This window comes from Streptomyces sp. NPDC094448 (assembly GCF_044763775.1).
Lineage (GTDB): Bacteria > Actinomycetota > Actinomycetes > Streptomycetales > Streptomycetaceae > Streptomyces.
Genome location: NZ_JBIWGU010000003.1, coordinates 190,730 through 207,044 on the forward strand (window position 1 = coordinate 190,730; position 16,315 = coordinate 207,044).

General features: G+C 73.1%; 2 protein-coding genes (1 of these 2 only partly in view). Both read right to left on the reverse strand.

Annotated features, from left to right (window positions below; genetic code table 11):
- The gene (locus ACIQ9E_RS07270; protein WP_403703312.1) at nucleotides 1–9,321 is read right to left on the reverse strand and encodes an SDR family NAD(P)-dependent oxidoreductase; all 9,321 of its coding nucleotides are present in this window, start codon (nucleotides 9,319–9,321) and stop codon (nucleotides 1–3) included.
- Nucleotides 9,322–16,315: the 3' portion of an SDR family NAD(P)-dependent oxidoreductase gene (locus tag ACIQ9E_RS07275; protein ID WP_403703314.1), read on the reverse strand. 2,519 nt of this gene lie beyond the right edge of the window; 6,994 of the gene's 9,513 nt are visible here — the last part of the coding sequence; its start codon lies beyond the right edge, outside the window; it ends in the stop codon at nucleotides 9,322–9,324.

Below are 16,315 nucleotides of genomic sequence, written 5' to 3' on the forward strand. Positions count from 1 at the left end.
TCACTTCTCGTCGCGCGCCCTGCGCCGGCGGGTGAACCACGCCTTCGCCACCGGGATCCGCCGGTCCGTCCCGCCGCTGTAGAGGAGCGTGCAGAAGGAGCGGACGGTCTCCAGCGAGGCCGGGTCCCCGAGGAGGACGAAGTGGTTCGCCGAGTCCACGTCCAGCTGGTGGAAGTGCGGCAGCTGCCGACGCCACTCCGCCCAGTACTCGACGTGGTCCAAGGCCTTGCCGTCCTCCTGGGTGGAGAACAGGGGCTCCAGCTCGCCGTAGAACAGACCGCTTCCGTTGCGGAAGTAGAAACAGGTCACCGACCCCGGCCGGGGCAGCGGCAGGACCTCGTAGTCCAGCACCTCATATGCCTCCTGGACCCGCACATGGTGCTCCACACGGGAGCGCACCGCGGCCGGATCGCCCTTCAGCCCGCGCCGCGCGGCGAGAGCGAGCAGCTGATCGAGGAGGGCCGGCTCGTCCCGGTCCCAGTCGACCTCGCCCGCCGCGATGAACGCGGCGGCGGAGTCCTGCGGCCGGGGCCGGACCGACGCGGACAGCAGGGCGTTGACCTGCTGGAGGAGCATGTCCTTGCGGGACATGGTCTGCTTCTTGATCTCGTCGCCGTACATGGAGTCCACCATGACCAGCGACTCGACCGTCTCCCCCGCTTCCTGGAGCCGCCGGGTCACCTCATAGGCGAGCAGACCGCCCAGGGAGTAGCCGCCGAGGTCGTACGGGCCCTCGGGCTGGAACGTGCGGATGATCCGGGCGTAGTGCGCCGCCAGCGCCGGAACCCCGTGCAGCGGCTCCTCGTCCGTCATCCAGCCAGGCGCCTGAACCCCGTAGAAGGGACGCTGGAAGGTGTCGGCGATCGAGGCGTAGACCTCGACCCCGCCGAGACCGCCGTGGAACCAGAACACGGGGCGGCCCTCACGCCGGTCGTTGAGCCGGACGGCCTCCCGGACCGGGGGGACCGCGGCCGTCCCCCGGAGGGCGGCGGGGGGAGCGTCGAGCGGTTCTCCGGTGCCGAAGCGCCGCAGCAGTTCGGCGGTGGTCCGGCATTCCGCCAGGGCGGCGGGATCCGCCGCCGGGTCCACCTCGGTCTGGAGCCGCAGCAGCAGTTGGGTGGCCTGGATCGAGCTGAAGCCGAGATCCTCCAGCGGCGCCGTGAGGTCGAGTTCGTCATCCGGGATGCCGAGCAGCCCGGCGACGAGGGCGGTGATCCGCTCCCCCGCAGGCGGCCGCGGGGCGGCGACGGGGCCCTGGGGAGTCTCCACGGCGGAGACGGCGGTCTCCGCCGCGCCGGTCTCCCCGCCGGCAGGCGGGGCGAGCCAGTGGCGGCGGCGGTCGAAGGGGTAGGTCGGCAGCGACCGCAGGATCCGCGGAGCACGCCCGGCGGCGGGCAGCGCCTCCCACGGCACACTGCCGCCGCGGGCCCAGAACAGAGCCAGCTTCTCCCAGCTCCGCTCGCCCAGCAGTTCGCGCACCAGCGCGTTCCCGGCCCGTCCGCTGAGCAGGTCGCCCAGGTCCGCGTCGCCGCGCCGGGCGTCGCCGCCGAAGAGCGGTACGGGGGCGTCGGCCACGCCCTGCTCCAGATAGTGGGCGAGCCCCGCGACCAGCTCCGGAAGGCTCCTCACCACGAGCGCCAGCCGGGCGTCCATGGCCTCGCGTCCGCGCCGCAGGGTGTGGGCGAGGTCCGGCAGGGACAGCTCCGGACGGGCCGCCACATGGTCCCGCAGCCGGGTCACGACGGCCCTCAGGCGCCAGTCGTCCCGCGCCGAGACCACCACGATCTGCGGCGTCGACGCGGACGCGGGCTCGGGAACGCCGGACGCTTCGGAGGCTGCGGAGGCTGCGGGGATGTACTCCTCCACGACCAGATGGGCGTTGGAGCCGCCCGCCCCGAAGCCGCTGATGGTCGCCCGCCGCGGATACTCCCGCGGCCGGCCGTCGACGTCCACGACGGGACGACGCCATTCCTGTGCCTCCTGCGGCAGATAGAAGGCGCTGCCGTCGAGCTGTACACCCGGGTTGAGCGGGCCGTTTCCGGTGAAGGGGGCGAGCCGGCCGTGACCGAGCTGGAGAACGACCTTGCTGAGCTGGGCGATACCCGAGGCGGCCTCCACATTGCCCAGGTTGCACTTCACGGTGCCGAGGGCGCAGAACGACTGGTCGGCCGTCCGCGCACCGAACACCCTCCGCAGGGCCGAGAATTCGAGCGCGTCGCCCATCTGGGAGCCGTTCGCCGACGCCTCGACATAGCCGACGGTCCGCGGATGGACGTCCGCCCGCCGCAGGCCGTCCTCGATCAGCCGGGCCTGTGCTTCGATACCCGGCACCATCGGGCCACTGGTGCGGCCCTTGTGGTTCGTCGCGCTGGACCGGACGACGGCGAGGACCTCGTCCCCGTCGCGGACGGCGCGGGACAGCGGCTTGAGCAGCACGGCGCCGACGCCCTCCGCGGGGAGAAAGCCGTCGCCGTCGAGGAAGGCCCGGCTGTCCGGGCTGCTGCCGGAGAGCCCGGTCAGGCTCAGACCCAGGTACTTCTTGGGGTGGAGGGTGAGATTCACCCCGCCCGCGATCATCATCTCGGCGTTGCCCCGGCGCAGTTCCTCGCACGCCAGATGGATGGCGACCAGGGACGAGGAGCAGGTGGTGTCGACGGCGACACTCGGGCCTTGGAGGTCGAAGAAGTGCGAGACCCGGTTGGCGATGGCGCTGTAGCCCATCACCGAGGTGACCGACTCATGGGCGAGGTCGGACGCCAGCAGCTGATACTGCTGGTACATGGCGCCGACATAGACACCGACAGCGCCCCCGTGCTCCTCCCGCAGCCGCTCACGGGTGTATCCGGAGCTTTCCAGGAGATTCCACACGCACTCCAGGAAGAGCCGTGTCTGCGGGTCCGTGATCGTGGCCTCGCGCGGCGACATGTTGAAGAACAGCGCGTCGAAGTCGGCGACGCCGTCGAGGAAGCCGCCCCACTTGGCGGGGGTGCGGTCGGGTCGGCCCGGCTCGGGGTCGTAGTAGCGGCTGTGGTCCCAGCGGTCGGCGGGTACCTCGGTGACGCCGTCGCGGCCGGCGAGCAGGTTCTCCCACAGCTCGTCCAGGTCGGCGGCCCCGGGATAGCGGCCGGAGAGACCGATCACGGCGATCGCGTCCTCGGCGGGCGCCCTCCCGGCCGAGGCCGGTACGACCGAGGCCGGTACGACCGAGGCCGGTGCGGCCGCCGAGCCGACCGGTACGGCGGGCACGGGCACCGGAGCGGAGGCCGCGGCCGGCTCGGGGGCGGGCTCGGGGCGGAGGCCGAGGACCGCGGCGAGCCGGTCCGCATGGGCGCTCAGGAAGTAGCCGCTCAGCTCCTCCAGGCTGCGGTGTTCAAAGAAGAGCGTCTTCGACAGGGAGCCGAAATCGGCCTCCAGCCGGTTGGTGACGGAGAGCGCGAGCACCGAGTCGATGCCGAAGTTCTCGAACGGCGCCCCCGGGTCGATCCGGTGCGGCGGCACCTGGATCACCTCGGACAGCACCGTCCTGAGGTAGGTGACGAGCGCGGCGCGCACCGGACCGCCGCCCCGCAGCGCGGCGGTCGGCGGGACGGCGGAGACTGCGGCCGGGGCCGCGAGCAAGGGCCGCGGAGCCGGGGCACCACCCGCCAGGGTCTGCCGGATCCGGTCGGCGTCGCCCGCCAGCACCAGGACCTGCGTGTGCGGCGCGTGCAGCGCGGCGTACAGGGCGGCGAGGCCCTGCGCGGAGGTCATGGGGGCCATACCCAGCCGTTCGCGCATCATCGCGGCGGTGGCGGCGTCGACCCGCATGCCGCCCTCGGCCCACAGAGGCCAGTCGACGCTGACGGAAGCACCTGAGCGCTCGCCCCGGGCGACCAGGTCACGGCGGTGATGCGTATAGGCGTCGAGGAAGGCGTTGGCCGCCGCATAGTCGGCCTGGCCCGCGTTGCCGAACACGCCGGCCGCACCGGAGAACGCCGCCAGGAAGTCCAGGGGGACGTCCCGGGTCGCCTCGTCCAGATGGACCAGGCCGGCCGCCTTCGGCGCGAGGACCGTGCGGCACTCCTCCTCGGTCTTGCGCCCGATCAGGCCGTCCCGGACGACCCCGGCCGCGTGGACGATGCCGTGCAGGGCGCCGTGCTCGCGCAGGATCCCGTCGACCAGGGTCCGTACGGCCCCCGCGTCGGCGACGTCGGCGGGCAGGTACCGGGCGTCGGCTCCCAGCACGCGCAGCTCACCGAGGACGGTCTCCCCCGCGGCGCCGAGCGGCGAGCGTCCCGTCAGGACGAGGGTGACGTTCCGCGTCCGGTCGGCCATGTCGCGGGCGACGAGGGTACCGATCCCGCCGAGGCCGCCCGTGAGGAGGTAGACGCCGCCGTTGCGCCAGGGCACCGGGGCCGCCGGGGCCGCCGGGGCCTCCCGCCAGACGAGCGCCTCGGCCCGGCCGTCCCGGAAGCGCAGCAGGGTGTCCCCGGGGTGCCGACGGGCCTCGGCGATCCGGTCCGCCTGCCGCTCGGCGTTCTCGGCCGGGTCGAGGAGGACGGCCTGGACCCGCAGAGCGGGTTCCTCCGCCCGCGCCGACGCGAGCAGACCCAGCAGACCGCGGGCAAGGGCTCCGCCGGTGTCGGCCACCGCGAGCTGGACGGATGTCAGGGAGGGTGCGCCGCCCAGGAGTCCACGGACATGTTCCAGGAGGCGCACGGTGTGCTCGGTGTACTGCTCGGCGGGTCCGGCGGCGGTGGACGCGAGCGGCAGCACGCGGACCGCCGGGTCGCGGCGGGCGAGCGCCGCGCCGAGGCCGGGCAGGGCGGGCCGGTCGGGCAGGAGCACCAGGTGTTCGAGCGGATCCGGGGCGACGGGCGCGGAGCCCGCCGGTCGCCACTCGGGCAGGAAGGCAAGGCAGGATTCCGCTCCGGCCGCCGTGTCCGTCGCGGCTCCGACCTCGCCGTCCAGGACGCGGTAGGACATGCCGCGGATACGGACGCGGACCTCGCCCCGGTCGTCACAGAGGTCGATGTCGAGCTTGAAGACGCCGCCGTCGGCACGGGAGCCCTCGCCGTACCGGATCCAGGCCCACATCGGCTCGCGGCAGGGGCCGAGCACGTCCAGCTCGTCCAGGGCGAAGGGCAGGGAGGGCTTCATGCCGGCGACGTCGAGAGCGTCCGCGCCGCCCCCGGCGGGACCCATGCCGAGCGACGCCTGGAGGGTCGCGTCGAGGAGGCTCGGGTGGAGCACATAGGCGTCGGCTCCGGCGGCCACCGCACCGGGCAGCTCCAGCCGGGCCAAGAGCTGGTCGCGGCCGATGTGCAGCCGCCGCAGACCGTGGTGCGCGGGCCCGTAGCGGAAGCCGATCGCCTCGTACGCCGGATAGAGCTGCTCCGCCGTCAGCTCGGCCCGGTCGCACGCGGCCCGGAGGGCTGCCAGGTCGAGCCGGCCGGGGTCTGCGGTCCTGCGGACCACCTGTCCCTGGCTGTGCACGACCGGAGCGGCGTCGGGGGCCGTGCCGGTGATCCGGTACGCGGCCGCATCGGCCTCGTCCGGGCGCGCGGCCGTGAGCGAGGTGACGAGGGTGACGGGCTCCGCCCCCACGGTCACGGGGTGCGCCCACACGACGTTCCGCAGGGCGACGCCGGTTCCGCCGGGCTCCGGCCCGCCGAGCGCGAGGGCAGCAGCGGCGCGGGCCATCTCCAGGCAGACGACGCCCGGCAGCACCTTCTGTCCCTTGACGACGTGGTCGGTGAGGAAGAACTCGGCGCCGGTGAAGCGGGTGCGGTGGCGGCGGGCGGCGAAGTCGGAGACATCGGTGTGCAGCAGCGGATGTGTCCCGGCCGGGCCCGATCCGGCCTCCGGCTGCGGGCGCTCGGGCACCCAGTAGCGGTCGCGGGCGAAGGGGTAGGTGGGCAGCGGCACTCGGCCGGGGCGGTCCCCGGCGAACAGGGCCGCGTAGTCCAGACCATAACCCTGGGTGAAGAGGTCGGCGACGGTGGCGAGCAGATCGGCCCGGACGGCAGGGTCCGCCGCGGCGGCGGCGCGCCGCAGACAGTCGTCCCCGAAGCCGCGCAGGGCGGCCCGCTCGTCAGGGCCCTGGGCCGGGACCTCGCCGGTGTGGACGCCGACAGCGGTGCCCCCGTCGAGCCGGGTTCGCAACGCCCGTACCAGCCCGTCGTGGTCGCGGACGACGCAGGCGAAGCGGTGGGCGAGATGTCTGCGGCCGAGGAGAAGCGTGTGGGCGACGGCGCCGATGCCGAGTCCGGGGCGCCGCTCGCAGTGGTCGAGGAGCCGCTGGACCTGCTCGGTCAGCTGTGCGACGGTGCCGGCGGTGAGGGTGATCAGATGCGGGACGCAGTCCTCGGCGGGCGGGGACGGCCGCGGGGCCTCCTCGATGACCAGATGGGCGTTGGTTCCGCTGACGCCGAAGGAGCTGACCGCGGCGCGGCGGGTTCCGTCGCCCCCGGGCTCCCACGGACGGTCCACGGTGTTGACATAGAACGGGCTGTCGGTCATGTCGATGTGCCCGTTCGCCGTCGCGAAGTTGATCGACGGCGGGATGCGACGGTGGTCCAGCGCGAGCAGCACCTTGATCACGCCTGCGACGCCGGCGGCGGTGACGGTGTGGCCGAGGTTGGACTTGATGGAGCCGAGCGCACAGTAGTCCCGCCGGTCGGTGCTGCGGCGGAAGGCGCGGGTGAGCGCGCGGTACTCGATCGGGTCGCCGAGCTTGGTGCCGGTGCCATGTGCCTCGACCATCTGGATGTGCGCGGGATCGATCCCGAACGAGTCGTAGACGGTGGTCTCCAAGCGCTCCTGGGACGCGGCACTGGGCGCGGTGATGCCGTTCGACGCCCCGTCCTGGTTGATGCCGGAGCCGCTGATGACACCGCGGATATGGTCTCCGTCGGCGAGGGCCTCGGAGAGCCGCTTGAGGACCACTACACCAACGCCCTCGCCGGGGACGAAGCCGTCGGCGCGGTCGTCGAAGGTGTGGCAGCGGCCGGTCGGGGAGAGCATGCCCGCCTGGCCGGCGAGCAGATAGAACTGCGGGGTGCACTGCACGGACACACCGCCGGCCAGCGCCATCTCGGTCTCGCCGCCCCACAGCCCCTGGCAGGCGAGATGAATGGCGACGAGGGAGCTGGAGCAGGCGGTGTCGACGGCGATCGCCGGGCCCTGGAGGTTCAGATGGTAGGAGATCCGGGCCGGCATCGCGGAGAGGGCATTGCCCCACATGGACTGCGGCGGCGCCGAGCCGGAGCCCGTGAACAGCTGTGCGTAGCCGCTCTCCTGGCAGCCGGCGTAGACGCCGACGCGCCGGCCCCGGGTGCCGGAGCCCGCATAGCCGGCGTCCTCCAGTGCCTTCCAGGACTCCTCCAGGAAGAGGCGCTGCTGCGGGTCCATGTAGGTGGCCTCGACACCCGAGATGTTGAAGAACGCCGGGTCGAAGCGGTCGACGTCGTCGATGAAGCTGCCGTGCGCGCAGCCGGGGGTGCCGTCCGGCCGGTAGCGGGACAGGTCCCAGCGCGAGACGGGCTCGATGAGATCGTCGCCCCGGGACAGATGCTCCCAGAGCGCGTCGATGTCGGGTGAGCCGCCGAAGCGGCCGCTGACGCCGATGACGGCGATGGGCTCGCGGGAGGGGCCCCCCGCGGCAGTGCCGGTCCGCGCGGGGGGCACGGCGGGACCGGACGGTGCCACGGCGGCCAAGGGGGCGGTCGGCGGGGTGACGGCGGCCGGGCCGGTGGGCAGGGAGGCGGCGACCCGGTCCCGGTGGGCCTCGACAATGTGTCGGGTGAGCTGGTTGACGGAGCCGTGGTCGAAGAGGTCCGTGGTGGCGAGGTCGGTGCCGATGCCGTGGTTGATCTCCTGGATCAGCTGAACGCCGACGATGGAGTCGATGCCGTAGTCCATGAAGGCGTCGTCCGGGCCGATCTGGCTCCGGTCGACCTTCAGGGACGCCTTCAGCTGTGCGTAGATCGTCTCCTTGACGTGCTGTTCCAGCACGTCGTCGGCCGGACCGCCGGGCCCCGTGCCGGATGGGGCGGGCCGGTCCCCGACGGGGGCGGGGACGGGCGTCCGGGCAGTCCCGCCGCCGGGCGCGGCGGCGCTTTTGCCGCCGTCTCCGGGGTCGCCGGTCTCCTGGCGTACCACGCCGTCGCTGTCCGCCACGATCACCTGGTGCCCCAGTCCGTGCAGACCGGCCGCGGGGAACGCCACCGTGGCGAATCCCTCGTCGTCCAGCACCTCCTCCCAGGACTCCGGGGTGAGGCCGGGGCAGCCCGGCATGCGCAGCTCGTCGTCCTCGTACAGCCACCAGCCGTCGAGCAGACCGAAGGTCAGATGGGTGAAGGGTGAGTGGGACGACAGCTCGTTGGCGATGAGGACGCCGTGCTGTTTGAGGGCGGCCTTGGCGTTCCGCAGCGTCCGGCGGATGTCCCGGGTGGCGTGCAGGACGTTGGTGGCGAGGACGAGATCGTAGGAGCCGGGCACGACGCCCTGTCCGGCGATCGGCTGCTCGACATTGAAGACGCGGTAGTCGAGATAGGGGCGGCCCGTCCCGTAGGTACGTTCCGCGTGCATCAGGAAGGACTTCGACAGATCGGTGTAGGTGTACGTCTCGACCTGCGCCGCGAAGGGCTGGAGCCGTTCGAAGACCTTGACGCTGCCGCCGCCGGTGCCCGCGCCGATCTCCAGGACGCGGACACGGGCGGCCGGGTCTGCGCGCAGGATCTCGGCCACGACGCCGGCCGCCGCGTCCGCGAGGACGGCGTTGAAGCAATCGGAGACGGGGTTGTCCCGGTAGACGCCCTCGACCAGTTCCATGGAGGAGCGGGGGAACATCACATCGGTGGCGGGAATGTCGCCGCGCAGGATGGCGGGCAGCGCGCGCAGGGTGACGTCGAGCAGCACGGCCTGGGCGCGCAGCCCGGGGTCACGCCGCCAGCCGGCGCCGCGTTCCTCCCACTCCGCCCAGGTCTCCGCGGCGTTCACCGGGCGGCCGGGGACGGGCCACCGGGGGTCGCCGGACAGCAGGCCACGCTCGTGCAGCCGGCGCAGGGACTCGTCAAGCCAGCGCCGCAGCACCCCCCGGAGCCGTGGAGCGGAGCCGGGCCCGTCCGCAGCCGTGGGGGCGGGGCCGAGCAGTCCGACGGCATCGAGCTGGACGAGCAGCAGACGGCTCAGCAGATCCTCGTCGACGGCCGTGCCCGCGGAGGGTCCGGCCGCGGGGGCCGTGGTGCGGGCGGCGATGTCCCGGCAGAGGCGTTCCAGGGGGACGCGGGTGCCCCGGGGGCTGGTGGTGACGACTTCGCGCCGGATGATGTGCTGCATTTACGCGTTACCCCCGTGGGCCTTGACGACGCCGAGTTGGTCGAAGGTGCCGGATAGAAGGGTGCCGAGGGCCGCCATGCCGTCGGCCGGCTCGATCGAGGCGGCGCCGGCCCGGTTCATGCGCTCCCGGTACTCCGGTGAGGCGACGATGCCGACGCTTCCCCAGTAGCCCCAGTTCATCGTCTTGACGGGGAAAGGCAGCTCGTCGGCGAGCCGGTGGGCGCAGGCGTCCTCGAACACCGAGCCCGCCACGTAGTTGCACTGGCCCGGTGCCTTGAGGAAGGAGTTCATCGAGGAGAAGAAGAGAAGGAAGTCCAGCGGTTCGGCCCCGAAGACCTGGGCGAGGCGCACGCTCACATCGACCTTGGCCGTGACCGCGGCGCGGAAGCGCTCCTCGTCCATCCGCTCCAGGCTCCGGTCGAGCAGGACGATCGCCGAGTGGATCACTCCGTGGATGATGGGACGGGTCCGTTTGATCTCCGCGTACGCCCGCTCCAGGGACGCCCGGTCGGCGGCGTCGGCCCGCACATAGCGGGGCTCGGGGCCCAGCTCGCCCAGGCGGCGCAGCTTGGCACGGATCGACGCGTCCTCCTCGCGCCGGCCGATCCAGACGATGTGCGCCCCGTGGTCGCGGACCAGGTGCTCGGTCCACGCCTCGCCGATCCCGCCGGCGCCGCCGACGACGACATAGGTGCCGCCCCGCCGGTACACGGGCGGGTTGTCCGGCGCGGGGGCCGCGCCCTGGACGGGCAGCAGGCCCTGGCGGTACCAGCGGCCGCGCCGGTGCGCCCAGACGGCGCCCGGCTCCCCGCAGGGGAGGGCGAACAGCTCGGACAGCGGCCAGGCGGCGTCCGGTTCGACATCGGCCAGCCGGACGTTCCAGGCCGGGTACTCCTTCGCCACGGAACCGAGCAGGCCGTGGAGTCCGGCGTGCGTCGGGTCGACCCGGTCCGAGCGCCGCACCCGCAGGCTCCGCTCGGTCACCAGGGTGATATCGAGCTGACGCCGGCCGTAGCCGAGCGAGAGGAGGGCCTTCAGGGTGCGGAAGCAGGCGTACAGGCCGGTCTCCTGCGCCCGGATCGCGGCGTCGCCGACAATGCCGGGCGACGGATCGTGGTCGGCGGGCCAGATGAGGTGCCCGAGGTGGTCGCCGGAGGCGTCGAGCCGTGCGGCGATGCTCTCGGCCGTGTCCGCGGCAGACGGCACCAGGTGTCCGGCGCCCGGATGGACCGAGCGGATCTGCGCCAGCCGCTCCGGCGTGCCACCGATCACGACGACGCGGCCGCGAGGCGCGGCAAGGGCGTCCGGCGCAGGGACGGGCTTCGGGACCGCGTCCCAGTGGGGCTTCAGCAGGATGCTCGATCCGGGGGACCCGGCGGGGGCGTCCGGCGCCTCCGGCAGGGAAACGGGCTGTACGGGGACCTCCGGCGGGGACACGGGCGCCGGAACGGGCTCGGCCTCCGTGGCGGCGAACCAGTAGCGCTCACGGGCGAAGGGATAGGTGGGCAGCGGGACCCGGCGGGGCCGGGCGCCCGGCTGGAGACCAGCCCAGTCGACGGAGGCGCCGCCGACCCAGGCCGCGGCCAGCCGCCCGGCCTCCGCCGCGGAGGGCGTACCGTCCGGGCCGGGGCGCGGCGACTCCGCCGGAGCCGCGGTGCGGCCCTTGGCGGCCCGGCCGGTCAGCACGCCCTCCGCGGCGCCGTCCCCGGCGAACCGGATCAGCCGCTCCGCCAGCTCACCGGTGGCGGCGGCCACGACCGCGAGCCGCCACAGCATGGCCTCCCGGCCGCGCTGGAGCGTGTGCGCCACATCCGCCGGGGAAAGCCCCGGGTGCGCCCGCAAATGCTGTCCCAGCCGGTCGGCCGACGTCCTCAGCTGCTCCTCGCTGCGCGCCGAGAGCAGGAAGACCCGGGGGATTTCGGCGACCCGCCCGTCCGTATGCATGTCCGCGTCCGCCCGCCCGCTTCCGGTGTCGCCGTCGTGGACGTACTCCTCCAGGACGAGATGGGCGTTGGTGCCGCTGAAGCCGAAACCGCTGACGGCCGCGCGCCGCTTCACACCCGGTCCGGGCTTCCAGGACGTGAGCCCGGTGTTGACGTAGAAGGGCGAGGCATCGAAGTCGAAGTGCTCGTTCGGTCGCTCGAAGTGCAGCGTCGGCACCAGCTGCTCGTTCCGCATGCACAGGAGCGCCTTCTGGACGGAGGCCATGCCGGCGGCGGCGGAGGTGTGGCCGAGGTTGGTCTTCACGGAGCCGATGGCGCAGTAGCCGGTCCGGTCGGTGTGATCCCGGTAGGCAGTGGCCAGGGCCTCCAGCTCGATCGGGTCGCCCAGCTTGGTGCCGGTGCCGTGCATCTCGACATAGCCGATGGAGGCGGCATCGACGCCGTGCCGGGCGTAGATGTCCCGTACCAGCTCGGTCTGGCTGACCGCGCTCGGCGCGGTGATGCCATTGGTCCGGCCGTCCTGGTTGACGCCCGAGGCAACGAGCACCCCGTGGATGTGGTCCCCGTCACGGACGGCGTCCGACAGCCGCTTCAGCACGAGTGCGCCCACGCCCTCGCCGGGGACGAAGCCGTCCGCTCCGTTGTCGAAGGTCTTGCAGCGGCCCTGCGGCGACAGCATCCCCGCACCGCACATGCCGAGATACGCCTCGGGGCTGAGATAGAGGGTGACACCGCCGACCAAGGCCGTGTCGATCTCCCCGGCGCGCAGGGCCTGCGCGGCGAGATGGGTCGCGACGAGGGAGGAGGAGCAGGCCGTGTCGAGCGCGATGGCTGGACCCTTGAGGTTCAGGAAGTACGCGATGCGCGCGGCCGTGATGGCGTTGCTGTTGCTGGTGGCCGCCGCGCTCGATGCGCCGCCCTGCTTCTGCAGGAGCGCGCTGTACTCATTGCTCATGATCCCGAGATAGACGCCGCACTTGTCCCCGGAGAGGGAGCGGGGGTCGTAGCCCGCGTCCTCGAAGGCGTGGTAGGCCTCCTGGAGGAAGAGCCGCTGCTGGGGGTCCATCGCCTCGGCTTCCGCCGGGGGGATCCGGAAGAAGAGCGGGTCGAAGACGTCGATGTCGTCCAGGTCCCCGATCCACTTGCAGTAGACCTTCCCCTTGCGGCCGGGCCTCGGGTCGAAGTAGGCGTCCACGTCCCAGCGGGACGAGGGAATCTCACGGACGCAGTCCCGTCCCTTCACCAGGTTGTCCCAGTACTCGTCGAGATCCGCGGAGCGCGGATAGCGGCCGGACATGCCGACGACGGCGATCGCTTCGGGGCGGGCCGGAGCGGCGGCCGCCGCATTCTCCGGCACGGGCGCGGTCTCCCGCAGGACGGCGGGGGCGGGCGTCGGCACCGAGGCGGGGGCGGGGATCGCGACCGGGGCCGGATCCGGGGCCGTCAGCTCGCGAAAGGGACGCCCCTGAGGGGCGCCTCCCTTCTCCAGCTCCTTCAGGACGTGGTCGGTGAGCTGCACGAGCGTGGGGTGGTCGTAGAGCCGGGTGGCGGCCAGCTCCAGCCCGTACCGCCTGTTGATGACTTTGACCCACTCCACGCCGACGATCGAGTCCAGGCCGAAGTCGGTGAAGTTGACGTCTGGGTCCAGCTCCGCCTCTTCGACGTACAGGGCCTCGGCGAGGGTGCTCAGCAGTCCGGCCGCGATCTCCGCAGCGGACGGAACAGCGGCGGCGGGGCCGGTCGCCGCTTCTGCAGCGGTCGGCGCTTCTGCCGCGGTCGGCGGCTCGGGCGCTGCCGGTACAGCCGGTACAGCCGGTACAGCCGGTGCCATGGTCGGCACGGGTGCCGGCGCGGCGGGCGGCAGCGTCCTCAGGTGGTCCGCCAGCTGCCGCACGGTGGGGGTGTCGTAGAGCCGGGTGGCGGCCAGCTCCAGCCCGTACCGCCTGTTGATGACCTTGACCCACTCCACGCCGACGATCGAATCGAGCCCCAGGTCGGTGAAGTTGACGTCCGGATCGACCTCCTCCTCCGCCATGTACAGGGCCTCGGCCAGGCTCGCGCTCAGCTCGCCGATGAGCTGTTCCGGAGCCGGGACGGGCGCGGGCCCGGCAACAGGTGCGGCGACGGGAGCAGCCACCGGCGTCAGGGCCACGGCGGGCGCGGGGCGGCGCTCGGGAGCAGGAGCAGGAGTCGTCGCCGGAGGGGCGGCGGCGGATCCGCCGCCCAGGGGGACGAGTCCGATGCCGCGCGGCTTGCCGACGGCCCGCGCAGCCTCCGCTGACGGAGCGACGGCTGCCGCCGGGGCGGCGGGCCGGGCGGGGGCGGGCGCGACGGCGGGAACAGCGGAGACCGCGGGAACGGCGGGGCTCGCCGCCCCGGCGGAAGGGGCGGGGACGGCCGGGGCCGAGGCGGCCGGCGGCCGGAACCGCTTCCGGGCGAACGGATACGCGGGCAGGGAGACCCGGGCGGGCAGCGGGTCCGGATAGGAGCGCCGCCACGGCACGTCCAGCCCGTTCACCCACAGTTCGAGGAGCTTTCCGAACTTCCCCTTGCGCACCCACGCCTCGACGGTGTGGGCCATGTCCTCGTCGTCGGCGAGGAAGGACACGGCGCCCCCGGCGCGGTTGACCCGGCCCCGGTACACCTCCGGGTCGTCCTCGCCCTCCGCCTGTCCACCCAGCCGGGCGAGGAGTTCGGCGGCGGAGTCCGCAGTGAACGCCAGGCGCTCGTCGAAGTGTTCGCGGCCCACCTGGAGGGTGAGCGCGATACCGGGCACATCCGCGTCCTCGATGCGCTCCTCCCGCGCCCACTCCAGCAGCCGCCGGGCCTGCTCGCGGAGCTGGTCGGGGGTGCGGGCGGAGAGCACGACGACCGAGCCCAGCGGCGTTCGCGCCGGGGCGGCCTGCTCGGCCCGGCCGGCCGGTGTGTACTCCTCCACGATGACATGGGCGTTCGAGCCGCCCGCGCCGAACGACGACACCCCGGCGATCCTGGAGTACTCCCGCGGCCCATCGGGCGTGTCGAGCACCGGCCGCCGCCATTCGGCAGTCTCGCGCTGGACCCGGAACGGGGTCCCGCCGAAGTCGATGTGCGGGTTCAGCACCTCCGAGTGGAGCGAGGGCACGAGTTGACCGTGCCGCATCTGGAGCAGCACCTTGGTGAGGGCGGAGATGCCCGCGGCGCTCTCGGCATGGCCGATGTTGCTCTTGACCGAGCCGATCGCGCAGTACTGCCGGTCCTCGGTGTGACGGGAGAACGCCTTGGTCAGACCGGCGATCTCGATCGGGTCGCCGAGCGAGGTGCCGGTGCCGTGCGCCTCCACATAGCTCACGGCGCGGGCGTCGACGCCCGCCCGGTCCAGAGCGCGGGCGATCACCCGGCTCTGTGCGTTCGGGTCGGGGACGGTGTAGCCGTTGGTCCGGCCGCCGTGGTTGAGAGCGGTCGCCTTGATGACGCCGTAGATCCGGTCGTTGTCGGCGACGGCCCGGTCGAGCGGCTTGAGCAGTACAGCGCCCACGCCCTCGCCGGGCACATAGCCCTCGCCCCCGCGGCCGAAGCTCTCGCAGCGGCCCTTGCCCGACACGAAGCCGGTCTGGCCCAGCAGCAGGTACTTGTTGGGGTGGAGGGAGAGATTGACGCCGCCCGCGACAGCCGTCCTGCAGTCACCGAGCCGGAGGCTCTGGCAGGCGAGGTGGAGGGCCGTCAGCGATGAGGAGCACATCGTCTTGACGGTCATGCTGGGGCCGTGCCAGTCGCAGAAGTAGGACACACGGTTGGCTATCCCGGCCGCGTTGCCCGGGATCACCCTGCCGGAGGCCATGGCCTGCTCGGTCGCCCCGTACAGCTGGTACTCGTCGTACATGGCGCCGACGAACACGCCGACGTTCCCCTCGACGCCGTGCGGGTCATGGCCGGCCGCGTCGCGGCGGGTGTACCCCGCGTCCTGAAGGGTCTCGTAGACGCACTCCAGGAACAGCCGCTCCTGGGGGTCGGTGACCTCGGCCTCACGCGGCGACATGGAGAAGAAGAGCGGGTCGAACGCATCGGCGTCGTCGAGGAAGCCGCCCCACTTGGAGTAGGTGGTGCCGGGCCTCGAACGGTCCGCGTCGTAGTAGGCGCCGTGATCCCAGCGGTCCGCGGGGACCTCGGTGACGCTGTCGCGGCCCGCGGCCAGATTGCGCCAGAACTCCCGCAGGTTCGCGGCCTGCGGATAGCGTCCGCCGATGCCGATGACGGCGACGTCGACGACGTCGGAGCCGGTACGGCCGGCGGAGGCGGCGGGAGGGACGGGAGCTGCGGGGACGGTCGGCCGCTGGGCGCTCCGGGGCGCCGGAGCGGAGCCGGACACGGGGGCGGTCGGCGGCTCCTGGGGTGCGGCAGGGGCCGTGCCGAGGAGTTCGCGCATCCGGCCGCCGTGCGTGCCGAGCAGATGGCGGCCGACGGCCCCGATGTCCCGGTGCTCGAAGAACAGGGTCTTCGGCAGCTCTCCGAAGACCGCCTCCAGCTCGGCGGTGAGGTTCATGGCCGTCACGGAGTCGATGCCGTAGCGCTCCAGCGGGAGCCCCGGATCGAGCCGGTGCGCGGGCACCTTCAGCACCCGTGACAGCAGGGAGGCGACATAGGCGACGGCCCGGTCCGTCAGGGCCTCGCCGGCTCCCCCGTACGTCCTGCCGGGAAGATCTGTGCTCATGGGTCCTGTGTCCTCACCGGCTCGATGCGTCGTCAGGGCGTGCCTGATCCGGGCCACGTCGCCCGCGGCGACGAGCATGTGGTGATGGGGCGTCCGCAGGCCGTGGGCGAGGGCCCGCAGCCCGTCGGCGCGGTCCAGCAGGGCGATGCCGTAGCGGTCGCGCAGCCTCACCTCGGTGCCGGGGTCGGCCCTCATGCCGCCCTCCGCCCACAGCGGCCAGTCGACCGAGAGGGTGCGACCGCGCCGCCGCCCTGCGTCCACCAAGCCCCGGCGGTATCCGGCGAAGGCGTCCATGAAGGCGTTCGCCGTCGCGTAGTCGGCCTGTCCGACGTTGCCGGTGACGGCGGCGCCGGAGGAGAAG